Raw genomic sequence first — 22,892 nt, 5'->3', positions numbered from 1 at the left:
GTGTCCGACAATTAGAGTAATAGAGATACCGGAAGACCCATGCAAAATATAGACTATTCAAGAAAGCTTAGATCCGGTCGACCCTTTGAGGGCGAGGTTCCTTCCTATTCTCCGCAAACTCCATCATATTTGGGAAATTCTCCCAAACCGAAGTCGGCATTCATACTTCTCATTGGTGGGATTTTACTTTTTACTTCGGGAATGGTTGTGGGAATCCAACTCGGACAAAAGGAAACCAAATTCAAAGAAAACTCGGAAACATCATTTTCGAATGTAGGTTCCCATAAATTGCCAGCGCCCAAACTGACAGAATCAGCTCAGGAAACACCGAACCAAGAAGAAAGTCGGGCAGAAGGATCCGATTCGGCTTCGGGATCCCCGTTTCCGGCTACCTTGAAGTTTCCGCCCAAAAATGACCAAATCAACTATATGGTACAAATTGGGGATTTCACACCGGAAGAAGCGGTGGCAGTCGGCAAACAATTGATTGATACAAATCCAAGTTTACGAGGCCGGATCTTTCGTACCTCCACTGGGAAACTCTTTGCAGGTTACTTCTATCGGTTGGATGATGCTAAGGAAACTTTAGAAGCGGTTAAGTCCAAACTCCCTTCTCTTACCGACGCTGGGGTAAAAACCATTCGATTCTAAACTATTTTTGTCAACTTCCTTGACATTCGTCAATTTTCAGGTATAGTGATGCCAAGAGTATTTACGGAAGTTATTATACTTACTTGGCTACAAAAAAACTAAACGAAAAAACTAAAGAGCCTAAATTCAAGGTTGGGGACTATGTTGTATACCCCATCCATGGAGTAGGTGAAGTCACAGAAGTTGCAAAAAAGCTGATTCTGGGAAAGAAAAAGGACTGTTACAGTTTGGAAATTCAAGGTTCCAAAATGAAGGTCTCTATCCCGGTGGATCGCGCAATGGATGTGGGTATCCGGTCGATCATTGATAAAAAAGAGATCAAAAAAGTTCTCACTCTCCTAAAAAAGGATGAGGTCGACACGGAAGAGGACTGGAAAGTCCGTTACCAGAACAATATGAACAAGATCAAGTCTGGTTCCATTTTCGAGGTGGCTGATGTTTGCCGTAATCTTTACAGACGTGCCTATGGCAAAGAACTTTCCATTATGGAAAGAAAGCTCTATGAGAGCGCCTATAATTTAGTAAAGATGGAAATTGCACTTAGTAAAGGTGTACCCCAGGAAGAAGCAGGAAACATCGTCTCCGATGTGTTAGCGGCTTCGGTTCAGGGATTGGCTCCAGCACCACCTCCAAAAGAATTGGATGATGATCTAGATTTAGAATAAACTTCCGTTTTTGCTCAACTCTTTTATAAGGATTGAGTTATGAAACACTTACTTTCAGCCCTTGGGACGATCATCGTCTCTTCGGTATCGTTTTTCTTCTTATATTCGGAATCGCAAAACCTCGTTTTGGCGGGGACACTTGCTGGAATCATTCTCGTTTATTCCCTAATCCTCGTGTTAGGTGAGAGAAAATTATTCCCTGAAATCAAAGCTGATATTTTACTTTGTGCCAGTGTTGGAGCACTTCTTGGTTTGTCGATTGCGGCATTCCCTGTGAGTCTCCTTAACGATTACGGATATAAATCCATTGCTATCTTTGTTGCTGTTCTTTTGTTCCTAACAGGAATCAAAACAGGAACTGCTTTCGCGAAAAAGCCTGGTCTTGCGATTTTTGGTGGTGGGGCCGGTGGAGCTGGTTCTAGTTTTCAAATTCCAGGACTCGAAACATCGAATAGCCAAATCCGCGATAAAATTCTGGATACATCTGTTGTGATCGATGGCCGTATTTTAGATATCGCTGACACGCATTTTTTGGATGGTCCACTCATCCTTCCAAACTTTGTTTTACGTGAGATCCAACTCATTTCCGATTCTTCTGACCCAATCAAAAGAGCTCGCGGAAGACGTGGTCTTGAGATGTTAAACAAACTCCAAAGAAAAGGTTCTATCGAAGTTAAAATCACTTATACTGATTATTCAGATACAAGAGAAGTGGATGCTAAACTTGTGAAACTAGCACGTGATACAGGTGGAGCCGTTGTTACCAACGACTTCAACTTAAACAAGGTGGCTGAATTACAAGGGGTTCGAGTTCTCAATTTGAATAATCTTGCTAATGCCTTAAAACCAGTGGTTCTTCCCGGAGAAGAATTCCAAATTTCCGTCATTAAAGAAGGAAAGGACGAAAACCAAGGGATTGGTTATTTAGAAGATGGAACTATGGTTGTCATTGAAAACGGTGGCCACTTAGTGGGAAAAGACGTGCGAGTGGTTGTGACAAGTATCATTCAAACCGCTGCCGGAAAGATGATTTTCACAAAAGTGCAAAACGGTAACAATAACTACAACAAATCGTAATCCACTTTTAGTAGTCTAACGGGTATGAAACTCTTACGTTTTTTAATTTCGCGCAAAGGTATCATATCCGTTTTTTTGTATTCGCTCACTGCAGCATTTTCCTTCCTTTCTTTTGCTCCCCTTAATTTACCTTTTTTTGTTTGGTTGGCTCCGTTTGGGCTTTTTATCATCGAAAAACAAAATCGTGGTGAATGGAGAAAACTCATCTATCACGGATTTGGTTTTGCGATACTTTTCTATTTAGTTTCTTTTCATTGGGTTTATCATATGACCACTGTATTTGGTGGTTTTGACTGGTATTTAGCTGTTCCCATTTTTGTTGGTTCGGCGATCCTTCTGAATTTCAAATTCCCCGTGTATCTTTTGGTTTTTTCTTTTTTAGCAAAACGAGTGGGGCGATTTTTCCCACTCATTGCTTCGTTTTCGATTCTTTTTGCCGAGTTTTTTACACCACAAGTATTCCCTTGGTATTTCGGAAACGTTGTTGCTGAACATCATATTCTGGCACAAAACGCAGAGTATACGAGTGCGTACGGACTGTCTGCATTTCTTTTTTTTGTTTCCTATTATCTATTTTCACTTAGAAAGCCAAAAACCTTTCTCCGATTGTTTACACACTTTCTTTCTAAACACAAAAGATTTCGAAAACAATTTGTATTCGGTGGTATCGGCCTTGGTTTAGTAATTATTTTGTTTTTTGGGAACGGATATTATTTATTTCATAAATGGTCGAATGTAAAACCTGTTGCGGAACGTGATGTTTTGGTGATACAACCCAATGCTCCTTTAGAATTTCGAGACGGACGTAATCCTGCAGAAGAGATTCGAAATCTAATGACTCGCATTGATACTATGGCTGAAAGAGAACTGACAGGGAATCCTGTGGATCTTGTAGTTTTACCCGAATCAGGAGTTCCTTTTTTTACCACTCATGATACCGAAGTAACAAGATATAGTCGTATCTATTGGCACCAGTTTGAATCTCTAATGGCCATCCTTAGTCTTCGTCATGGCACCAATGTTTTTTATAATGAATTGGATGCCGATTTGGTTCCAACGGCACTTCCAGGGAGAATTTCTAGACGAGATGTTCGGATGTATAATTCGTCTGTGCTTATGAATCCAAATGGAGAAAGAAGGAATAGTTATCAAAAGGTTTTTTTGCTGATCTTTGGGGAATATATGCCATTTGAATGGATGTATGCTTTGTCTGGTCAAACCGGACAATTTGCACCCGGAACTAATCTCGATTTAATTCCATATTATGAATCTCGCAAGAACGATTCTTCTCAATCAAAAGCTCTCCATTTTGAAGATACAATGACGATGGGACCGGCAAGTGTCCGTGAATACTATTCGAAAGACAAGGTGGAAGAAAAACAAATCGGTAGTTTTTTACCTTTGATTTGTTATGAAGTGATCATATCCGAATTTGTAAGAAAGTTTCAAGGAGATCCTGATTTTATTGTTAACGTGACCAATGATAAATGGTATGGGAACTCAGTGGAAACTTACCAACATCATACTTTGGGACGACTTCGCGCTATTGAGTTCCGTAAGTGGATTGTTCGTTCGACTAACTCCGGCACGTCGGTATTTACGGATCATTTGGGACGGAATATTGACAACGATTTTACCCCTATTGAAACCACTGCTGTGATCCGAAAAAAAGTACAAGTGATTCCGGGTGAAATGACTTTTTATAGATTGTATGGAAATCTACTTTCCTATTTGTTTATGGGAATTGTTGGATTAGTGTTTTTCTTTTATGCGAAAAGGAATTCTTAAATTTCTATTCGAAAATAGATTTTATTTCGCATTTTATTTTTCTGTTGTGTCTCACATAACACTGATTATATATTCGTTTAATTCTTCGGATTCCCCTTATCAAAAAACTCTCTGTGGCCCTCCTTGGATTTATTCCCAGGAAGAGGAGGCAGAAGTCGCATTTCAAATGAATTTTGGTAAGTCCGGTGGTGAATTTGGAAATGCAGAAACCACTGAAGATCCAGGTGATGGAGAAGAAGGTGACGGTGATGGCGGAGGGTTCTCTAAGGGAAAATATAAGGGAAGCCAATGGGAAGAATTAGTAAAGGATCTGGAAGGTACATCTACCTTACGCAAACAATTTAAAAACGAATACGATCAGATCAATGAAAATTCGGGAGTTGCGGATTCTTACATCAAACGTAATCGTGATTATGAGGATATCATTGTTAAAGATGTTCTCCCTACAGTAAAAGGAATTCGTGATCCTTTTCGGGTGGATATAGAAACGGCAGAGGACAATTTATTTGTTCATAAAGAAAGAAATCGTATTATAGAAGAGTTCCGGAAGGGAGATGAATCCTCTCCGCCGATTACTATGCGTGTCTCTAAAGAGGGAGAGGCGGAGCCAAAGTCTCCACTTTCTATGCCTAAAGAGGATCGAAATAAATACTTAGATAAAACACTCAAACAGAAAAAAGAAAAACAATTAGATGAGTTTATTTCCCGGTTTATGGGTTATGATCCAGACAAAGGAGATCTTAGTTTTTTTGTTAGGGATTTGTATTATGAGAATTTACAAAGGTTGGCCTATCCTTTTAGTGGGGATCCGAGTTATTTTGCTATTGATTACTTTCAAGAAAATCTAAATAAGGAAGATTTCCTTAGACAAATGATGGCAGCTCTTTCTGCAAACTTAGGAACCAATACCGGAACCGAGATTCTTTTTACCATAGAAAATATTTACGAAATCCAAACACGAGCACTCGAACAATATTTTCACGCAAAAGAATATTTGAAACTGGCAACACCGGAACAAAAAGAAACGTTGCGGTATGAAACGTTACGAAGAGTAGAACAGAAATATAAAAAGTTATTACAAGATAAAAAACTATTTTCAGTAAAAGATGTAGAGGAAGCGTATTCTAAAAAAAGAATAGATATCATTGACACTTTGATTTCAAAAACGCCAAAAGGGTATCGTATCAAAGATGGTTATTTCGACAAAGGAAGAGTTCTTTGGGAAGCAGGGACGGCTCGTAAAGATTCCAAACTTTTATCCGAAGCAATTCAAACTTGGAACCGAATTCCTAATCTTCCAACCAATGGAGATTTTTTAAATGAAAAGGCTTACGAATCCATTCAGTTGTTACTTAGAGATCTGGGGAATGTATCGGACGCGAATCAGTTACCAAATATTTCAAAAGACCAAATCGAATTTATCTTACGAACTAGGCTTAGTGAAACAATGAACAAAAAAAAGGAAAGAGAAGATAAATTACTTTGGCCTAAGTTAAACCAACCACAGAAGAATATCGGAAACTAAGAGAGAATGATTTTTCCTCTAATGAACGTTAGCTGCTATGGTGAAATAAAATTTCAGTTAGATTTTTAAATTTTCAAGACCGTTTTCATGAAACTCTTGGGCCCATTTGTCATGAAAGGGAGTTTCTTTTTCGATTCGTTCTTCGATTGCCATTTGGGAGATGGCAGTTTCCCCGTAGTGGCGAAGGAAATCTCTGTGGGCCAGTCTTTCGATGAGAGCTTGCCAGAATACTTCGTCTTCGTAGTCTTCCAGAATATCAACAAGACCGCTTTCTTCCTCGAATTCTCGGGTTAAATAGGGCTCACCATTGTTCTGGTCGATTTGGACAATGTTTCCAAGGCCTGCATGTTCTGCTTGTGAGAAAACATGACGTACCACATCGGCAAACCGAGAATCCGTGTCAGGTTCATCTTCGGACCTGTCTTTGGCTTGCAAGGTGGAAATGACCCAATCTCCCATATACACTAACTTGAGCAGGGTTTCGTATTGTTCTAGGGACAGTTCCATTTCCATTTAGGATCAGGTTCGGTCATGAGGTTGGGAAGAAAAGAGTTTTTTTGCAGAAAGAATCGATACAAATTGGTGAAAATTCAATCTTCTAAAAGGATTTCTTTGTTACGAAGCGGCCTATATTTATCTCGTACAATGGCGGTTATATCATCAATGGCAATGAGGACTTCTTGGTTTGGATCGTTGTTTTCAAAAGGTAAATAGAAAAAACCCAGTATACATATGGAACTTTTTTGCATAAAAACTCTATCGTTTTGATCAAAATTTTTTGAAATTGAAACCGTAATCGATTTCCATCCTCGATAGTTTAGAGAAGTGAGATTTAATTGTCTCACTTCTGCATCTTGTGATTCTATGATCAGTGTTAGGTTCCCGTTGGATTGTGATGAATAGATGGGAATGGTGATTTCTTTGATAAAGGCATTCACTTCTATGGGTTTTGGAAAGTATAAAGAAAAAGGAAAATTGGCGTCTTTTGGGATTCGTAAGACAAGGGCTTGTTTGGATCCAGGAATGGGAGCTGTAAAGTTGGAAGAAAGGGCGATTTCAGGAAGTCTTGTACCTTTTTCCAATTTAGTGCGCAGGTTTCCCTGATTGTAGTTGGACAATTCAAAGTTTTCGAGTAAAATCTCCCGCCAAATCCCAGTCTCAGCCTGAATCGGAACCATTCCAAACAAGAAAAGAAAAAGTGTAAGTTTCCTTAAGTTTCTCAGTGCAATCATGTTGACAATAATTCCTTAGAAGGGGGATATATATGTTTTATCTGTAAAAAGGAGACTTATACAAATGCAGGCGCACAAATACCTTTTGGCCATACTGACAATATCTTTCGCAGGCCAAATCACAGCACAAGTTGCTGCACCAAAAGCCACTACTTCCACAAAAGACCAGGCAGTCAAAAAAACAGAATCTACCTCTACTCAAGCCAAAGATGGTGTTGATAAAGTTGAGACAACTGTAAAAGACATTTTGGGTGACAAAAAAGATTCCGGTGCTTCTACTTCTAATGCATCTGCTCTTTTCATTACTAGCAAAACTACTTTTTCATTAGATGCAAAAGATGAGTCTTCTACAATTGATTTTATTGAATGGAAACCGAAAAACGGCGAATACAGAAAGTATACTCAACCGATTCGTATTTCTGAAGAAGGACTTACAGAAGTTTACTACCGTTCTGTTGATAAAGTAGGAAACGCTGAAACTCCAAAAATTCTTGTCCTTCACGTTGATAACACTGCTCCTCGTGTAAGTTTAGTTCCACAAGAACAGTTCTTTGTATTGGACGGAGTTCCTTTTGCTTCTAAGAACAATACATACACACTTGTTGCTGAAGACCAACAAACAGGCGTTGAAAAAGTACAATTCAGTATCAACCAAGAAGCTGCAAAAAATTATGCAGATCCAATTAAATTGGAAAATGGTGGAGCCAACGTAGTTAAGTATTCCGCAACTGATAAATCCGGAAACTCTTCTCCTGAATCTTCTATCATCATCACCGTGGATGATGTGAAACCTACAATTGAAATCGTTCCTTCTTTTCCACTCGTTGATATCAATGGAAAAAACTTTCAAAGAAAAGGGAATGTATTTTATGTAAATGCAACTGACAAAGAATCAGGAATCAAAAAGGTTCTTGTGAAAGTTGATGAAGAAGAATTCAAACCTTATGTAGAAGCAATTGCAATCGAAACACAAGGTGACCATGTCATTAAAGCGATGGCAGTGGACAATGTAGGAAACCAATCTGATGTAGTGGAAGTAAAACTCACAGTAGATTTAACTCCTCCAACTTCTACGATCCAAAAATCAGCAGAAGCTCCAAAAACAGAAACACCAGCTCCAGCAGCGACTACACCTGCTAAGTAGTTTCGTTTAAAAAAACTAGGACCGTAAGGTTACAAAAAGGACCCCTTTTGATATGAGAGGGGTTTCTTTTTTATCTTTTGTTTTTCCAAAGTTTTGTGTCCTTTGCGGAACCAATGATCGTTTTTCGGAAACGATGGCTGTTTGCAAACCTTGCACGAAAAAACACTATCTCCCACAAAAACAAAATCCTAAATCAAATCAGGTCAAACTTCCATCCGATCGGTTTGTTTTTTATGACCAGGCTTTCTATTTACAAAGGCGAGGTGGAATTGAAAAGGACCTCTTCCAGTCTCTGAAGTTTCAAAATGAACGATTACTCGCAAAATACTTTTGTTTAGGACAAAGAGGATTTAGAAAACTTCTGAAATTGGATCCGCCGGATTTGCTGGCTTCCGTTCCTTCCTCTCCCAAATCAGGGCCAAGACCTTATCATGCGGCTTACGCCTTCTTCGCAAAATTGAAGAAATACTGGAAAATCAGGGAAGATACTAGCTTACGTAAGGTTTCAGTGGACAAACAGTCAGCTTTAGGGTTTGAGAGTCGATTTTTTCATGCAAAAAAGGCGTTTGAATTTGCAAAAAGTGATAGAATCATTGCAGGACTTCATGTTCTAATCGTAGATGATATATTCACAACGGGTGCCACTGTAAATGAAATCGCTAGGCTGTACAAACAGGCTGGTGTTAGAAAGGTGACTTGCGTTGTTTTACTGTTAAGCGGGGGTGATTGAATCGAATGGATGTTCAAGTCAAGGATGACATTAGGATTATTAAGTTTTCTGGGGCCATCCTCAAGGTTGATTCCGACGAAATTGAAAAAGAACTTTCAAAACTCACTCAAAGCTCCGTCAAAAAAATCATTCTGGATCTAACAAAGGTTCATCATATTTGCTCCACAGCGCTGGGTATTTTTGTTGCCACCAAACGTAAGTTAAAGCCGATGAGCGGTGATATCAAAGTCATTGTGGTTGACGAAGATTTGATTCAGTTGTTTGAAATTACAATGCTCGATAAAGTATTTGAAATTTTTCCTGATTTGTCTGCCGCTATGGAAGGATTCCAACTCGACGAGGAAGATTCCCACTGACAAAGAAGACTTTAGCATTTGCTTCCGGAAGTGAACACAAATGGAAGGAAATGCAGATGTTACTTTCACCATTTGGATACGAGGTGAAACTTCCTAAAGACTTAGGAATTTCTTTTTCGCCTGAAGAAACGGAAACCACTTTCACCGGAAATTCCTTTATTAAATCAAAAGAACTCTATCGATTGACCGGTCTTCCGTCTTTTGCGGACGATTCGGGAATTTCTGTTTCTGCCCTCGGTGGCGAACCCGGAGTGTATTCGGCTCGTTTTGGAGGGCCAGGGCTCACTGATAAAGAACGTGCTTATTTGTTGTTGCAAAAGTTAGGTGGTAGTGCTGACCGTAGGGCTTATTACAGTTGTGTCGTCAGTTTTGTGGATGCGAACGTTGCCGTATCCTTTGAGGGAAGGGTGGACGGACAAATTGCAGAGAATTACGATGAAGAAGGTAAATTTGGCTTTGGGTATGATCCTATTTTTATTTACCCACCCTTTGGAAAACCATTTTCGAAAGTACCAGAATCTGAAAAAAATACAGTATCTCACCGTAAAAAAGCAATGGATCTTTTTTTGACCTGGTTACAAAATCAGAAATAACAAAAGTTAGATTCTAAATTTAAATCTAATAGATTTTTATAACTTCGATGAGATTGATTCCCCTCATTTTATTCTTTTTTTTATGGATTCCAATGATTGGATCTGCCATCGATGCCCAAGTTCTTTGTTTGGGTGGAGAATGTTCTAGTATCCCTGCTGAATACCAAATTCTCGGAAACTTTGCAGAACCGACCTTTGATCGAATTTATACAAACCGGTTCCTTCGGTCTATGGGAGATAATGCCGTCTTACAAAACTTAAATTCTAACCAATCCGGCGGATCGAATGTGGGCCGGTATCGGTTGGGCCTTGGTTATACGGTTTCCCAGGGACAAGCTAAAGCTCGCGATTTTTATTATGAGAATTCGGAACTCAGGACCCTGCCCAAAGCTGGTGTGGCTGCTTCACCTTCACTTAGTTTTACTGTAAATTTAGGGGAGTGGATTCGTAGTCCCTATGCCAAACAATGGAATCTCACAACGCATTTTTTTCCTTATGAATTTGGCGAGGCCAACATTCCTTTCGTAAAGATTCGAAATACAGAAGTGAATGGAAGGGTATTTAATTACGGAGCTGTATTACGATATTTTCCTATAGAATCAGGTGTATCGTTTGGACTCGGAATTTTTCAAACCAACCAAGATATTTATCTCAGTGCTTATGATAGAAGGCCCACTCAGTTTAGAATTGATGGGGACAAACGGCGTTGGATCGGTCAAAATGATCTGTTTTATCAATCAAGAATCACATCAGCTTCATTGGATCTAAAATATAATTATACGATTGGATTTTTATCTATCGTACCTGGATTAGGTGTTGTATATAATCATGGTTATACTGCAGTTCAAGTAAGTCGGTTTGCCGCTATTTCTACAATGGAAAATCCTGACGATTTTAGTTCTGTTCCGAGTGCTATTGGAATTCGTTTGAATTCAAGGCACAATCATAGGTCAGGATTCGGATATGGTAGTTTGGGATTTAAATTGGGTCAGGGAAACTTTAGTTTTAACACAGAACTAATGGCAGGGAAGGAGATCCAATCGATCAACCTTTCCCTGCAAATGCAATTTTAAGTGGCGAGTATTGCTCCACCAGTGAGTCGTTTGTAAAAGTCGTTTCCTTCCCTGTCCAAAAATTCTTCGTAGTTTCCTTTGAAGTCTTTGATTCCTTCGGGAGTCACTTCGATAATTCTTGTACAAAGAGAGGAAATAAATTCTCTATCGTGGGAAACAAGAATCACAGTTCCTTCAAACAACGACAATGCATAGTTTAAAGCTTCAATGGTTTCTAAATCCAAGTGGTTGGTTGGTTCGTCCAGTGCGATGACATTGTCACAAGCAAGGATCATCTTTCCAATGATCATCCGTGATTTTTCCCCACCGGAAAGAACCGTCGTGGATTTGTTTGCCATATCCCCAGAGAAAAGCATTCGACCGAGGATGGCACGAATTTCTTGTACTTCGGTCCCTTGTGGAGAGTTACGTAATAACCATTCTACTAGTGTGTCCGCATCTGGTTCCATCGCCTCACGGTGGTCTTGTGGAAAAAAAGAAGTTTCAACAGAATCTCCCCATTTCACCTGCCCGGAATCAGGATCTAGTTTTTTTAGTAACATCTTAAGAAGGGTTGTTTTACCAACGCCGTTGGTTCCTACGATTCCAACCTTTTCCCCTTTGGTGATGGAAGTACTAAATTCTTTAATAACTGGTTTTCCATCATAAGACTTGGAAATGTTTACAGCTTCGAATACATCTTTTCCGAGGGTTCGTTTTGCCTTGAAACGAATGTAAGGTGCCACTCTCGAGGAAGGTTTTACATCCACCATTTCTCCTTTGATTTTTTCGATCATCTTTTGACGAGAAGTGGCCTGTTTGGATTTACTTGCGTTGGCAGAAAATCTAGAAACAAACTCTTGTAAGTCGGCAATTTTTTCTTTTGCTCGTTTGCTATCACTCATTAACTGCTCACGAGTTTGTTCTGCCGCAATCATAAAGTCATCGTAGTTTCCAGGGAACATACGGATGGTATTGTAATCTAAATCTGCAATATGAGTAGAAACGGAGTTGATAAAGTGACGGTCGTGGGAAATCACAATGACCACACCTTCGTAATTGATGAGAAGTTCTTCTAACCAATGGATGGTTTTGATATCCAAGTGGTTGGTTGGTTCATCGAGAAGTAGGACATCTGGTTTTAAAAATAAAACTTGGGCTAGGAGCACACGGAGTTTGAATCCACCCGTAAGAAAATTCAATGGGCGGTTGTGGGCTGAGGTCGGGATTCCTAGACCTTCCAGGAGTTCTCCTGCTACGGATTCGGCTTCATACCCACCCATATCAGCAAATACTTCCTCGATCTCGGAGATTCGCATTCCGTCCTCATCCGTCATTTCTTCTTTGGAATAGATGGCATCCCTTTCGGACATGACGTTCCAAAGTTCAGGATTTCCCCGTAGAACCGTACCGAGAACGGTCTCATTTTCATACTCGTAATGGTCCTGTTTGAGGTATCCGACCTTCATATCCTTGTCTACAGCCACAGAACCGGCTGTGGGCTGCAAAATACCCGCTAAAACCTTCATAAAGGTCGATTTTCCGGAACCATTGGCTCCGATCAGACCGTAACGGCATTCCGGTTTGAATTTAATGGAGACGTTTTCGAAAAGAGGTTTTTTCCCGAAGGAGACTGTAATGCCGCTAGCTTGGATCATAAGTCAATTTTCTAAGGGAATCGGAGGTTTCAACCGACATTTCGTATGGTATGGCACGGATTCTCATCATCATTCTCCTCTTTTTCGGGAACGGACTCACGAGTTCGCAAAGTGTAAAAAATGGAATCCAGGTTTTGGAAGGGGATCTTTTGAATACGGGCCATCTCCTCCGTACAGACAAACAAGTTTTTCGCATTAGTACTGGTGCTTTACAAGAAGAGTTGGCTTATTTGGCCGGAAAAAAGGTACGGATGTTATGCGATGTGTTATCTGAGACATGTAATCCAATTCGATATGAAGTAGAGCCATTTGAATCTGGCAAAACACCGGATTGGACTTTAAAAAAAATACCTCGTTATGTGACAGGCGGCCAATTTTCATTTAACCCGCAGTGTACTCCCGATGGGAAAATATTATTTTGGACAGCACTTGTTCGTGAAGGGGGGAGATCCACACAAAAAATTTGGGCCGCCAAACGAGACCAATACGGATTTTGGATGCAAGGGGAACAACTCCCCACCCCGCTAAACAATAAATTTCCTTCTGCTGTGATTTCAGCTCTTCCTGGTGGGAATGAACTTTTTGTTTTCGGTAATTTTGGCGAAGAAGAGATGTTGGACAACTTAAAACGAGAGATGATGTATAAATCTCAAATTGCATCTAGGGAAGCACAAAACCCCAAAGAGTTTCATATCGTTTTAACTAAGTTAGAAACAGAATATAAGGATCGAACTGATAAAATTCAAAACCGCGCCCCTTTGTACAAAACACATAAAACGGAGTCGGGTTGGTCTATGCCAGCACCGATCAATTTTCCAAGTTTTTACAATTGGTATAGAAAGGCAGACAATCCCAACCAACAAGTATTTGGTGGCTCTGCCCTTGCTTCTAGTGGGCGAACTTTGCTTTATTCGGCACAACAAAAGAAAAATTTTGGTAAGTTGGATTTATATGTCAGTTTACAAAATGAATCTGGTGTATTTGAAGAAGGAATTAATTTAGGAAACACTTTGAATACGGGTGAAGAAGAAATGGCACCTTTCCTTGCTCCCGATGACAAAACCTTATACTTCTCCTCGTCCGGAAGAAAAGAAGGGATTTCAATTTTTATTACTAGAAGACAAAATGATTCTTGGACTTCTTGGTCAGAACCACAAGAATTGTCTTCTAACCTAAGAGGTGTTAATTTTTTTAGCATTCCTGCCGTTGGAAATTGGGCCTACGTTTCTCGAGAAGGAGAATTGTATATGGCTGCCATCCCTCATCACTTCCAACCAGAACCAGTCGTTGTGATCAAAGGAAAAGTGGTTGATGAAGAAGGAAAACCTCTTTCGGCTCATGTGTTGTATGAATCTTTAACCAGAAAAAAATCCATCGGTTCCACTGTAAGTGATCCAGGGACAGGTGAGTTTAGTATCATCCTCCCTTATGATGAAAACTACGGGTTCTATGGAGAGAAGGAAGGATACCTTCCTGTATCACAAAACCTAAATTTGGTGGGAAAAGAAAAAGAAGATAGAGAAAAAACAGTTCTCCTTGTTCTTCCCAAATTAAAAAAAGGAAATCAAATTGTGATGAACAATTTGTTTTTTGCCTTCCGATCTGCCGAGCTTACTAAAGAATCGGAACCGGAACTAGACAGATTGGCAGGAATCCTCCGAAAATCGTCCAATTTGAAAATTCTGATTGAGGGCCATACGGACAATGTAGGGACAAAATCTGCCAACCAAAAGTTGTCCCTGGAAAGAGCAAATTCGGTTGCTAATTATTTGAAGTCTAAACATAAGATAGAAGAGTTAAGAATTGCGGTGTTTGGTCATGGTTCTTCAGCACCCATTGCAGACAATCAGACCGAAGAAGGTCGCGGGGCAAACCGAAGGGTCGTCTTTAAAATTTCGGAAGAGTAATTCATGGACATCAAAAACATCAACATACCCAAAGTGAATGTAGACACCCAAAAGATGATGGGTGCTGTCGATGGACTGGTGGATAAAATCCCATCCCAAGTCCAAGACTTACTCAAAAAAATTGCAATCTCTCTCTTTGTATTTTTTCTCATCATGGCGATTTACGTGGGTTGGACCAATGGCTGGGAAAATGCCAAACCCCAAGGGATGCAACTTGCCCAGGACACACGAAGTCTATTTCTTACGGAGATTGAAAGGGATTATAACAGAAAACGTAGAGATGTCAGAATGTCTGATCCTGAAGATTTGAAATACGAATCCAATCGTCGGATGCAATTTGATTTTATTAGCGAACGTGAATCGAATGGATACTCACACGATACCATTCCGGAAGAACAAGAATTTTTGGGTAAGGAATATGATTTTAGAAATCGTAAGGCAGAAGATACATCCGTCCCTCCCATCTACACTCCGTCAGGTGATGGTCTCATTCCAGCTCCCATCGATGTTCAACCTATACAACCAAAAGAGGAATCAAAATCGGTATCGGATTCAGACCTTCGTATGCAAAGGATGCTTGATCGTGTGTCTGAGTTAGAAAAAAAAGTGAAGGCAAAAAACGAAGAAAAGAATTTAGAAACTTTAAAATTGCCTAAACCACCAGAGCCGAGTGAAGGTTTTGGAAAACCCAGAAGTTTGGAACGAATTCCAAAAAATTTACGATGAAAATTTTGTATTTTTGTTTGGAGCTCGTATTGCGATTATCTTTGTTTTTTTTATTGATTTTGATTAGCAATGTTTCCGCAGTTCATGCACAAACCACGGAATTGTTTTTGCCTTTTCCTGAAATCTGGAATCAAAACTCTGGGAATGAAAAAAAAGAGAATCAAACAAGTCATCAACCAAACACTTCCTCTAATCTTAGTTCGGAATCTGTTATTAATTCTAAAACACTCACTTCTGTTTCCAATCCAAATAATGCAGAGTCAGGATCAAACGTCGCAGTAGTAGGGAACCAACTTCCATCTATAACAAAGACAAAACCAGCTGATAAAAAGAAAAAAAAGAAGGAAGTGGTCGATCCTTCGCAGGCTTCTTTTCAAAAGGGAAAGGCTTATTTAACGAGAGATCAAAAAAAGTCCGCTGAATCGGAGTTTGCTGATTCTTATGGTAAAGAAGGTGACGCAGCAAAATTTTCTCGAGTGGAAAATACAAACCTTTTTGGTTTGGATGGAAAAGATAAAGAATCCAGTGGTCTTGTGGAAAAACAAGAAGACCCGGATCTAAAAATCAAAACTCAGTTTGAATTGGCACGATCACTTGACCGAATTGGAAATCCAGATTCTGAAGAGAAAGCTTATAAAGAATATCTTAAATTAGTCACTGAGTTTCCCAAACATCCTGAACTGACTCCTAGGTCACATTATGCGATGGCCACTCTTCTCATTCGTAAAAAGGAATTTCGTTCGGCAGCCCACCAATTGGTGAATGTTTTGAAGAATTTTAAAGAATCAGCAGAGTTTCTTCCGGCACATTATTATTTAGGAAAGGTTTATGAGAGTAGTTGGGAGGAAAGAGATTTGGAACGTTCTTTAAAATACTACCAACTCTACATGAACGGAGTGGAAGGAAAAACACCAGTTCCTGGTTATGATTTTAGAAAAGAAACCCGCGAAAGACTGCGGGTTTTAGGTTCATCGATTTAAAATTAAAATTTAAGCAATCGCAACATTCACTTCGATCCGTCCAAACTTAGAATATAAGTTGATGGAGAGTGTTGGTTTTTTGTTAAACCGAACAGAAGTGTTGTTTGTTTCTTGAATGTTAGGTGTTGTGATTTCTACAGATTGGCCTGCTGAGGTAAAAATGTTCATCGCATTACCTGTAGTCATGTTGGCAATCTCACCTAGAATGTCTTTATATTCGTTTTTTACATCCTCATCGGAAAGGCCTGGCACTAGTTTGCGGGACACTTTGTACGCCGCATCTAGATTCATGCTATAAACGACTTCACCACTGAATGAACCCACAACTCCAATGATAATTGCAATTTCGTGGCTTGGAGCTGGGGATTCCTTGATTCCGATTTTACCTCGGAGGAGATCCTGTTGTAACACATCACGAAATACGATGGTGGCTGCTTCCAGGAACGGGTTGATGAAGTCGGCTTTAATTTGCATTTATTCTAAAGAGAGAAGGCCTTTTTTCTCTACGTTGTATTCTGCTGCTATGGACTGGTTTATTTCAAGAAAAAAGCTAAGAAGTTGCCTTTGTTTCAAAAAATCTGCAGCCTGATCTGTCGGTTTTTTTGCTGTGGTTTGTCCGTAAGTTAGGGCTCCAAATTCCACGTAAACTTGTTTGTCATTGTCAGAGAAAGGACCGACGACCGTTTTTTTGCTAAAAGGATCGTTCGCGAGGGTTTCCCAAAATTTACTTGAGTTCGCCAAACGGTAGCTATTGCCTCGATTGGAAGTGACTAGTTTTAAGTCGGACAACGAAACATTGGATACTGACTCAATTGGCTGCAAAGTTTCTGTGGCGATGGCTTCTAAAGCATTTGGTTCTGAAATTTTGGCGGCGATACGACCTTTCCAAATCTCGACTTCCTTTCTTTTGCGATCAAATTTCATCTTAGAAAGTAGGAGGGGTTTTCTTGTTTCGAAACTTACAAAATTTCCAGATGCATCTTTGGAGAGAGAACCGTCTTTCTTTTCTTTCTCATATTCTTTGTTAAGTTCTGCATCAGAGATATTGATTTTGGCTTCGACTGCATTCAGAAGATTGACTTCAGAAACTGCTACGATGCGAAAAGAAATTTTTGCTCTTTTGGCTTCGTCTTCTAACTCGGCTTCGTTTTCTGTGGGAGCTAGAGGTTGATCTAAAAAGTTAGGAAATAGTGCATACCCGGTCGCCGAATCAATGCGGTAATTCATTGGAGCAGAACGGTAAATTTGTTGGTAAATTTCTGTAAGAGAACGAGAGTCTTCTTCTCCGTATCCCGCTTGAGAAACAGATTCTTTATGTACTTCACGTGCTTGTTTGGACATCTCGCGTTTGATGCTGATTTCAGAGACTTGGAAACCAACGGATGCTGCAATGTCGTTTGCTATATAGATTTCCCTAACTGTGGAATAGGCACAAGAATTGAGGAGTTCGGGATTTTGAGCTGTTTCTCGGCCATATTGTTGGTAACGGTAGTAACAATCACGTTTAGCAGCGTTGAAGTAATCAATCGGAATACTCCTTCCCGCAATCGTGCCAGCTTTTGTTGAGTTTTGGCCTGTGATGGCACCCATAAGGCTTTGTTCCGCGTCCCCTGGTAAAAAGGTAATAATAAGGGTTCCGACCAAAATGAATAAAAAGAGAGCTATAATCGTACGATAGATTTTTTCTTTGAGGGTAGAGGGTTCTTCTTCGAACATAAAGGAAGCGTTTCCGTTTCCGAAACCCTTGTAAAGAAAAAATGTAATCAAGGGATTGGCCGTTTGGCAAGATAATATAGGTAGTATGTTGTTTGCTGCATTTGCTATGATTCTCGTGGGTGTCCTATGTTTCTTATACGTAGCCCTTTCCCCGCAAAAATCCAAACCGGCAGCCTACCAACCGCGGAAAACGCAAAACCCCGGCCAATACAGAATGCCCCAAACTCCTTCGGTTTCTCCCCAACTGGACGAACGAATCCGAAAGGAACGTGCCATCTCTGATGACCGTCATCTTTCCTATTCTTTACCGGAAGAGACCGCACCTTCAGTGGTTCAAAAATCCGAAGTTCTACTCCCCACGAAAGAGGGAAGTTTAGAACAAGAACCGCCAGCCCCTAAAGAAAGTAGATTCCAAATTGAAGGGACTTTGTTTTTGGATTATTCCGGTAAACTTACGTTTGGCGAAGAGTCGTCTGACATTGATGCCATGGAAGATGGCCTAAAGAATTTCAAACGAATTGGATCTGGTACTTTACGGGAAGAAAATGGAAAGTTTTTGTTTCATTCAGGAAATGTAACATATACCTACACTCCCGAAGAGTTAGAACAAGTAGTTCTTCACAACCAAGGAATTGTGTTTCTTTTGAAGGAAACCAAAGCACCGAAACCAGTATTTTTCACAAAAGACATCGATACTTTTAAAGACTTTTTAAAACAAGCGGCTTTGGTTTAAGTTTCTACTTTAGAAAAATGGAAACTTTGTGGTAATGACAAAGTAAAAACAGTCGGACTTTTTAAGAATGGTAATTCTTTGAATGATCCGACCGTTTCGATTGTAATTAAGTTTTTTAAACCCCGCCTACCATCACATGTTTTGTGATTAGATAATCACCCACAGATTCGATAGAGAGATCCTTTCCAAATCCAGATTGTTTGAATCCACCATGTGGTGTTTCCGAAGCTAGTGGAAGATGATCATTGACCCAAACGGTTCCAAATTCAAATTGTTTTGCAACTCGCATAGCGCGTGCTACATCCTTTGTCCAAATGGAAGACGCTAGGCCGTAATTCACATCGTTTGCGAGTTGAATCCCTTCTTCTTCTTTTTCGTACGATTGGATGGTGAGAACTGGCCCAAAAATTTCGTTTTGTACGACGTCATAGTTTTGTTTGACATCGGTGATGACAGTAGGTGCAAAAAAGTACCCTTTGTCTAGACCTTTGGGAATACTTCCCCCAGTTAGAATTTTTGCCCCTTGTTTTTTTGCTCTATCCATAAATCCCAAAACACGTTCGCGGTGGATGGCAGAGATGAGCGGACCCATTTCGGTTTTGTCATTAAAGGGATCACCAACATTGACAGCTTTCATTGCATCGACTACGGCATCAGTGATTTTTTTCTGTAAGGATTTGGGAACGATGATCCTTGTCGCGGCTGTGCAATCTTGTCCTGAATTGCAAGTGGCACCAAATGCTACTTTTGTGGCAAAAAGATTCACATCCACATCATCAAAAACAAGAAGTGGAGCTTTTCCTCCGAGTTCTAAATGCACTCGTTTTAAGGAATCGGATGCCGACTTCATAATATTTTTTCCAGTTCCTGTGGAACCGGTAAGAGATACCATTCGGACAAGTGGATGGTCGACTATGGCCTGACCCGTAGCATTCCCACCAGTCACAATATTGATGACTCCGTCAGGGATTCCTGCTTTTTTAGTTAGCTCTGCTAACATCAGTGAGGTGATGGGAGTTCCTGGTGCTGGTTTTAAAATGACAGTGCAACCCGCAGCAAGAGCTGGTCCAAATTTCCAAACGGCCATAAGAAGTGGATAGTTCCAAGGAGCAATTTGGCCCACAACACCAACGGGTTCCCGGCGTAATATGGATGTATATCCTGGTTGGTATTCGTTTGCGCGGCTTCCATGAACATCACGAGCAGCCGTGGCAAAAAAACGAATGTTATCGACTGCAAAAGGGATGTCTCCTGCAAGACTTAAGTTTTTATAAGGTTTTCCGGCATTCAAAGATTCTGCTTTTGCAAATTCTTTTGTTTTTTCTTCCAAAAGATCGGCGAGTTTCCAAATGGCTTTGGAACGTTCGCCTGGAGTGATCCCTGACCATCTTCCATCATAAAAAGCTTTGTGAGCGGCCTTAGCTGCTTTGTCTACATCGGCGGCACTCGCATCGATTACCTTTGCAATTTTTTTGCCAGTGGCAGGATCTTCGATGTCCATGAGTTTCCCGCCGGTTGTGTTTGTCCACTTTCCATCAATCCAAAGTTTAAATTGTTTCATGCTGCTTCAAATTTCCTTTAATGATTTTGTTATGATTGAAAGTCCTTCTTTGACAATAGACTCTTCTGCGGTAATCGGAACCAAAATTCTAATCACGTTTCCATACACACCGCAAGAAAGTAAAACAAGTCCATGTTCTAGTGCTTTTGCTGTTAGTTTTTTTGCTAAATCGGCAGAAGGTTTACTGGCATCCCCGTTTTCTACCAGTTCGAAAGCAACCATAGCACCTAACCCGCGTATTTCGCCAATATGAGGATAGGTTTTTTTGATTTCATTCAGTTCGTTTACTAATAGTTTTCCGAGTTTGACAGACTTATCTAAAATTCCTTCTTCTTCGATAAGATCCATGACGGCAATTCCTGCGGCACAAGCTACTGGATTTCCTGCATAAGTTCCGCCAAGCCCACCCGGTTCTACAGCATCCATAATGGAAGTTTTTCCTATCACTGCAGAAAGAGGCATCCCTGCTGCGAGTGATTTTGCTGTAGTGATGAGATCTGGTTTGATTCCGGAATGTTCGATCGCAAATAGTTTTCCTGTTCTTGCAAAACCGGACTGTACTTCATCAGCAATGAGAAGGATTCCATGTTCATCACAAATGGCCCTAAGCTTTTTTAGGAAACTAGGAGAAGCAATATAAAATCCACCTTCACCTTGTACGGGTTCAATGGCAATGGCTGCTACACGTGATGGATCAATATCTGCTTTAAACAAATTGTTTAGGGCTCTTATGGAGTCGTCTTCTGTGACACCATGATATTCCATAGGAAAAGGAATGTGGTAAACATCACTAGCGAAAGGCCCAAATCCTTTTTTATAAGGCACAACTTTTCCTGTGAGGGCAAGGGCCATCATGGTTCTTCCATGAAATCCACCAAGAAAACTAATGATCCCTGGTCGCCCCGTTGCTGCTCTTGCAATTTTGACTGCGTTTTCTAAAGCCTCTGCCCCAGATGAAAAAAGGATGGTTTTGGCTCCTCCCTCAATGGGTGCTTTGGCATTTAGTTTTTCTGCGAGAACTATATAAGGTTCATAAGGCATAATTTGGAAAGCTGTATGCAAAACCTGGTCCACTTGTTTGTGGATGGCAGCGACTACTTTTGGATGGCAATGACCGGTATTTTGAACTCCAATTCCGCCCCCAAAGTCGATGAATCTATTTCCTTCGATATCCCAAATTTCTGCATTTTTTGCTTTTTCAGCAAATACCGGATAGGCGGTTGTCACACCTCTTGGAACATTTGCGAGTCTTCTTTCCCATAAAGTTTGGTTGGTTTGTTTTTGATTGCCCGTCATGTGATTCCTCCGAGGCAGAGATATTTGGTTACTGTATAATCATCGAGTCCATATTTAGAACCTTCGCGTCCCATTCCTGAGAATTTAACACCGCCGAAGGGAACTTGTTCTGAAGAAATTAAACCTTCGTTGATTCCCACCATTCCGTATTCTAGTTGTTCGGCGACTCTAAAAATGCGAGCCATATCTTTTGTGTACAAATAGGAAGCAAGGCCGAAGTCAGTGTCATTGGCCAACTTTACAGCTTCTTCTTCTGTTTGGAAGGTTTGGATACAAGAGACTGGACCAAAGGTTTCTTCTTTTGTCACCACCATGGATGAATTCACGGGATAAAGCACGGTAGGTTCAAAAAAATTGCCACCGAGAGTGTGTTCTTTTCCGCCGGTAAGGATTTTTGCACCTTTAGAAAGAGCATCGGCAATATGTGATTTTACTTTTTCCAGAGCGGTATCGTTTATGAGTGGGCCTTGTTGTGCATTTGGTTCCATACCATTGGCAACCACAAGTTCCTTCGCTTTGTCAGCCAATTTTTTGGCAAACACATCAGCAACGGAGGCCTGGACAAGGAAACGATTCACACATACACAGGTTTGTCCTGTGTTTCTATATTTGGATAACATGGCGCCTTTGATGGCTTCGTCCATATCAGCGTCTTCAAAAACAATAAAGGGAGCATTGCCCCCTAATTCGAGTGAGAGTTTTTTTAAAGTGGCTGCTGATTTTTCCATCAGATAAATTCCAGTATTTGTAGATCCCGTAAAACTAAGTTTACGAACTTCTTTACTTTCTAAAATGGTTTTCCCAATTTTGATTGGATCACCAACTAACACATTCCAAACTCCTTTCGGGAGTCCTGCTCGTTCCGCAAGAACGGCCATTGCCAATGCAGAGTAGGGTGTGAGTTCCGCTGGTTTCGAAACAACAGTGCAACCTGCTGCGAGTGCTGGTGCTACTTTTCTAGCAAGCATAGCCGCAGGAAAATTCCAAGGTGTGATGGTTCCCACTACACCGATTGGTTCTTTTAAAACAAGAATTCTTGTGTCTTTTCTATGGGAAGGAATGATATCACCATAAGAACGTTTTGCTTCTTCTCCGAACCATTCGATGTAAGAAGCAGCATAAGCTATTTCTCCCCTAGCCTCCGTTAGTGGCTTTCCTTGTTCTTGTGTCATGATGAGAGCTAAATCTTCTTGGTTGTCCATCATGAGTTGGAACCATTTGCGTAAAATTCCTGCTCTTTCTTTTGCTGGTCTTGTTTTCCAATCTTTGAGAGCTTCTTTTGCAGAACGGATGGCGCGAGTTGTATCTTTTTCTTCCGAGTGAGGAATGTTACCGATACTTTCGCCGCTTGCGGGGTTATATACTAAAATTTCTTTTTTGTTTTCTGCAGGGCACCAAACCCCACCAATGAAGTTTTCTTGTCGGAAAAGGTCTTTGTCTTTGATGTATTTCATACGAAACCTGTGCTTTCATCGAAATCCCACCGCAGAAAAATTCCTACC

General features: G+C 40.4%; 22 protein-coding genes. 14 read left to right on the top strand and 8 right to left on the bottom strand.

The genetic code is table 11. The features are described 5' to 3' along the window. Nucleotides 1–39: 39 nt before the first annotated feature. The 5 genes from EHQ49_RS10785 to EHQ49_RS10765 all read left to right on the top strand — a co-directional run bounded on the left by EHQ49_RS10785 (nt 40) and on the right by EHQ49_RS10765 (nt 5,706). Nucleotides 40–651: a hypothetical protein gene (locus EHQ49_RS10785; RefSeq protein WP_135579246.1), complete on the top strand. Its 612-nt coding sequence runs from the start codon at nt 40–42 to the stop codon at nt 649–651. Nucleotides 652–734: 83 nt separating this feature from the next. After that, nucleotides 735–1,316, top strand: a complete 582-nt coding sequence (locus EHQ49_RS10780) for a CarD family transcriptional regulator (protein ID WP_002978378.1) — start codon at nt 735–737, stop codon at nt 1,314–1,316. A gap of 39 nt (nt 1,317–1,355) precedes the next feature. Further along, nucleotides 1,356–2,393, top strand: coding sequence for a PIN/TRAM domain-containing protein (locus EHQ49_RS10775; RefSeq protein ID WP_135579244.1), 1,038 nt, complete (start codon nt 1,356–1,358; stop codon nt 2,391–2,393). Nucleotides 2,394–2,417: 24 nt separating this feature from the next. Next, nucleotides 2,418–4,181: an apolipoprotein N-acyltransferase gene (lnt, locus tag EHQ49_RS10770; RefSeq protein WP_135579242.1), complete on the top strand. Its 1,764-nt coding sequence runs from the start codon at nt 2,418–2,420 to the stop codon at nt 4,179–4,181. After that, the gene (locus EHQ49_RS10765) at nt 4,162–5,706 is read left to right on the top strand and encodes a hypothetical protein (protein WP_135579240.1); all 1,545 of its coding nucleotides are present in this window, start codon (nt 4,162–4,164) and stop codon (nt 5,704–5,706) included. The genes lnt and EHQ49_RS10765 overlap by 20 nt, the downstream gene beginning before the upstream one ends. A gap of 57 nt (nt 5,707–5,763) precedes the next feature. On the opposite strand, the gene EHQ49_RS10760 is transcribed toward EHQ49_RS10765, so the two are convergent. Both EHQ49_RS10760 and EHQ49_RS10755 read right to left on the bottom strand, forming a co-directional pair. After that, nucleotides 5,764–6,213: a hypothetical protein gene (locus tag EHQ49_RS10760; protein WP_232225895.1), complete on the bottom strand. Its 450-nt coding sequence runs from the start codon at nt 6,211–6,213 to the stop codon at nt 5,764–5,766. A gap of 83 nt (nt 6,214–6,296) precedes the next feature. Then, nucleotides 6,297–6,938, bottom strand: a complete 642-nt coding sequence (locus tag EHQ49_RS10755) for a flagellar filament outer layer protein FlaA (RefSeq protein WP_135579238.1) — start codon at nt 6,936–6,938, stop codon at nt 6,297–6,299. A 64-nt stretch (nt 6,939–7,002) separates the two neighbouring features. Here EHQ49_RS10755 and ompL47 point away from each other — a divergent pair, with 64 nt between their 5' ends. From ompL47 to EHQ49_RS10730, 5 genes are read left to right on the top strand one after another with little or no spacing between them, the layout of a single operon-like run. Next, a complete protein-coding gene (ompL47, locus tag EHQ49_RS10750) occupies nt 7,003–8,082 on the top strand; it encodes a multi-beta-barrel domain surface protein OmpL47 (RefSeq protein ID WP_135579236.1) in 1,080 nt (359 codons plus the stop codon). Between the two features lie 52 nt (nt 8,083–8,134). Then, nucleotides 8,135–8,812: a ComF family protein gene (locus tag EHQ49_RS10745; RefSeq protein ID WP_135579234.1), complete on the top strand. Its 678-nt coding sequence runs from the start codon at nt 8,135–8,137 to the stop codon at nt 8,810–8,812. A gap of 5 nt (nt 8,813–8,817) precedes the next feature. Next, complete coding sequence (locus EHQ49_RS10740) at nt 8,818–9,168, top strand: STAS domain-containing protein (RefSeq protein ID WP_135579232.1); 351 nt, start codon at nt 8,818–8,820, stop codon at nt 9,166–9,168. Next, entirely contained in the window at nt 9,165–9,761 is a 597-nt protein-coding gene (rdgB, locus tag EHQ49_RS10735) for an RdgB/HAM1 family non-canonical purine NTP pyrophosphatase (RefSeq protein ID WP_135579230.1), read from the top strand. Before EHQ49_RS10740 ends, rdgB begins: the two co-directional genes overlap by 4 nt. A 47-nt stretch (nt 9,762–9,808) precedes the next feature. Further along, on the top strand, nt 9,809–10,834 hold the full coding sequence (locus tag EHQ49_RS10730) for an Lsa36 family surface (lipo)protein (RefSeq protein ID WP_135579228.1): 1,026 nt from the start codon (nt 9,809–9,811) through the stop codon (nt 10,832–10,834). Here EHQ49_RS10730 and EHQ49_RS10725 read toward each other — a convergent pair. Beyond that, nucleotides 10,831–12,471: an ATP-binding cassette domain-containing protein gene (locus EHQ49_RS10725; RefSeq protein WP_135579226.1), complete on the bottom strand. Its 1,641-nt coding sequence runs from the start codon at nt 12,469–12,471 to the stop codon at nt 10,831–10,833. The genes EHQ49_RS10730 and EHQ49_RS10725 overlap by 4 nt on opposite strands. 50 nt (nt 12,472–12,521) lie before the next feature. Here EHQ49_RS10725 and EHQ49_RS10720 point away from each other — a divergent pair, with 50 nt between their 5' ends. Genes EHQ49_RS10720 through EHQ49_RS10710 form a run of 3 tightly spaced genes read left to right on the top strand, consistent with a single transcriptional unit; the run spans nt 12,522 to nt 16,084 of the window. After that, a complete protein-coding gene (locus EHQ49_RS10720; protein ID WP_135579224.1) occupies nt 12,522–14,378 on the top strand; it encodes an OmpA family protein in 1,857 nt (618 codons plus the stop codon). Nucleotides 14,379–14,381: 3 nt separating this feature from the next. Then, nucleotides 14,382–15,104: an LIC_11485 family protein gene (locus tag EHQ49_RS10715; protein WP_135579222.1), complete on the top strand. Its 723-nt coding sequence runs from the start codon at nt 14,382–14,384 to the stop codon at nt 15,102–15,104. After that, nucleotides 15,101–16,084, top strand: a complete 984-nt coding sequence (locus tag EHQ49_RS10710; RefSeq protein WP_244241444.1) for a tetratricopeptide repeat protein — start codon at nt 15,101–15,103, stop codon at nt 16,082–16,084. Before EHQ49_RS10715 ends, EHQ49_RS10710 begins: the two co-directional genes overlap by 4 nt. A 9-nt stretch (nt 16,085–16,093) precedes the next feature. Here EHQ49_RS10710 and EHQ49_RS10705 read toward each other — a convergent pair whose 3' ends face one another. Both EHQ49_RS10705 and EHQ49_RS10700 read right to left on the bottom strand, forming a co-directional pair. Next, complete coding sequence (locus tag EHQ49_RS10705; RefSeq protein ID WP_135579220.1) at nt 16,094–16,558, bottom strand: chemotaxis protein CheX; 465 nt, start codon at nt 16,556–16,558, stop codon at nt 16,094–16,096. Further along, complete coding sequence (locus EHQ49_RS10700; protein ID WP_135579218.1) at nt 16,559–17,800, bottom strand: SurA N-terminal domain-containing protein; 1,242 nt, start codon at nt 17,798–17,800, stop codon at nt 16,559–16,561. 55 nt (nt 17,801–17,855) lie between these two features. Here EHQ49_RS10700 and EHQ49_RS10695 point away from each other — a divergent pair, with 55 nt between their 5' ends. Beyond that, the gene (locus EHQ49_RS10695; RefSeq protein ID WP_244241443.1) at nt 17,856–18,533 is read left to right on the top strand and encodes an LIC_11490 family protein; all 678 of its coding nucleotides are present in this window, start codon (nt 17,856–17,858) and stop codon (nt 18,531–18,533) included. 115 nt (nt 18,534–18,648) lie between these two features. Here EHQ49_RS10695 and EHQ49_RS10690 read toward each other — a convergent pair whose 3' ends face one another. From EHQ49_RS10690 to EHQ49_RS10680, 3 genes are read right to left on the bottom strand one after another with little or no spacing between them, the layout of a single operon-like run. Continuing rightward, entirely contained in the window at nt 18,649–20,094 is a 1,446-nt protein-coding gene (locus tag EHQ49_RS10690) for a gamma-aminobutyraldehyde dehydrogenase (RefSeq protein ID WP_135579216.1), read from the bottom strand. Between the two features lie 6 nt (nt 20,095–20,100). Further along, nucleotides 20,101–21,390, bottom strand: a complete 1,290-nt coding sequence (gene gabT / locus EHQ49_RS10685) for a 4-aminobutyrate--2-oxoglutarate transaminase (RefSeq protein ID WP_135579214.1) — start codon at nt 21,388–21,390, stop codon at nt 20,101–20,103. Then, a complete protein-coding gene (locus EHQ49_RS10680; RefSeq protein WP_135579212.1) occupies nt 21,387–22,844 on the bottom strand; it encodes an NAD-dependent succinate-semialdehyde dehydrogenase in 1,458 nt (485 codons plus the stop codon). The genes gabT and EHQ49_RS10680 overlap by 4 nt, the downstream gene beginning before the upstream one ends. Nucleotides 22,845–22,892 lie beyond the last annotated feature (48 nt).

Origin of the sequence: Leptospira perdikensis, from assembly GCF_004769575.1 — a bacterium.
GTDB classification, from domain to species: Bacteria; Spirochaetota; Leptospiria; order Leptospirales; family Leptospiraceae; genus Leptospira_A; species Leptospira_A perdikensis.
This window is presented reverse-complemented; position numbering and strand designations above follow the sequence as displayed.

Excerpts from the sequence above, each read along its gene's own strand:
- EHQ49_RS10785 (WP_135579246.1), top strand. The coding sequence starts at position 40 with ATGCAAAATATAGACTATTCAAGAAAGCTTAGATCCGGTCGACCCTTT.
- EHQ49_RS10775 (WP_135579244.1), top strand. The coding sequence starts at position 1,356 with ATGAAACACTTACTTTCAGCCCTTGGGACGATCATCGTCTCTTCGGTA.
- lnt (WP_135579242.1), top strand. The coding sequence starts at position 2,418 with ATGAAACTCTTACGTTTTTTAATTTCGCGCAAAGGTATCATATCCGTT.
- EHQ49_RS10765 (WP_135579240.1), top strand. The coding sequence starts at position 4,162 with ATGCGAAAAGGAATTCTTAAATTTCTATTCGAAAATAGATTTTATTTC.
- EHQ49_RS10760 (WP_232225895.1), bottom strand. The coding sequence starts at position 6,213 with ATGGAACTGTCCCTAGAACAATACGAAACCCTGCTCAAGTTAGTGTAT.
- EHQ49_RS10755 (WP_135579238.1), bottom strand. The coding sequence starts at position 6,938 with ATGATTGCACTGAGAAACTTAAGGAAACTTACACTTTTTCTTTTCTTG.
- ompL47 (WP_135579236.1), top strand. The coding sequence starts at position 7,003 with ATGCAGGCGCACAAATACCTTTTGGCCATACTGACAATATCTTTCGCA.
- EHQ49_RS10745 (WP_135579234.1), top strand. The coding sequence starts at position 8,135 with ATGAGAGGGGTTTCTTTTTTATCTTTTGTTTTTCCAAAGTTTTGTGTC.
- EHQ49_RS10740 (WP_135579232.1), top strand. The coding sequence starts at position 8,818 with ATGGATGTTCAAGTCAAGGATGACATTAGGATTATTAAGTTTTCTGGG.
- EHQ49_RS10730 (WP_135579228.1), top strand. The coding sequence starts at position 9,809 with ATGAGATTGATTCCCCTCATTTTATTCTTTTTTTTATGGATTCCAATG.
- EHQ49_RS10725 (WP_135579226.1), bottom strand. The coding sequence starts at position 12,471 with ATGATCCAAGCTAGCGGCATTACAGTCTCCTTCGGGAAAAAACCTCTT.
- EHQ49_RS10720 (WP_135579224.1), top strand. The coding sequence starts at position 12,522 with ATGGCACGGATTCTCATCATCATTCTCCTCTTTTTCGGGAACGGACTC.
- EHQ49_RS10715 (WP_135579222.1), top strand. The coding sequence starts at position 14,382 with ATGGACATCAAAAACATCAACATACCCAAAGTGAATGTAGACACCCAA.
- EHQ49_RS10710 (WP_244241444.1), top strand. The coding sequence starts at position 15,101 with ATGAAAATTTTGTATTTTTGTTTGGAGCTCGTATTGCGATTATCTTTG.
- EHQ49_RS10705 (WP_135579220.1), bottom strand. The coding sequence starts at position 16,558 with ATGCAAATTAAAGCCGACTTCATCAACCCGTTCCTGGAAGCAGCCACC.
- EHQ49_RS10700 (WP_135579218.1), bottom strand. The coding sequence starts at position 17,800 with ATGTTCGAAGAAGAACCCTCTACCCTCAAAGAAAAAATCTATCGTACG.
- EHQ49_RS10690 (WP_135579216.1), bottom strand. The coding sequence starts at position 20,094 with ATGAAACAATTTAAACTTTGGATTGATGGAAAGTGGACAAACACAACC.
- gabT (WP_135579214.1), bottom strand. The coding sequence starts at position 21,390 with ATGACGGGCAATCAAAAACAAACCAACCAAACTTTATGGGAAAGAAGA.
- EHQ49_RS10680 (WP_135579212.1), bottom strand. The coding sequence starts at position 22,844 with ATGAAATACATCAAAGACAAAGACCTTTTCCGACAAGAAAACTTCATT.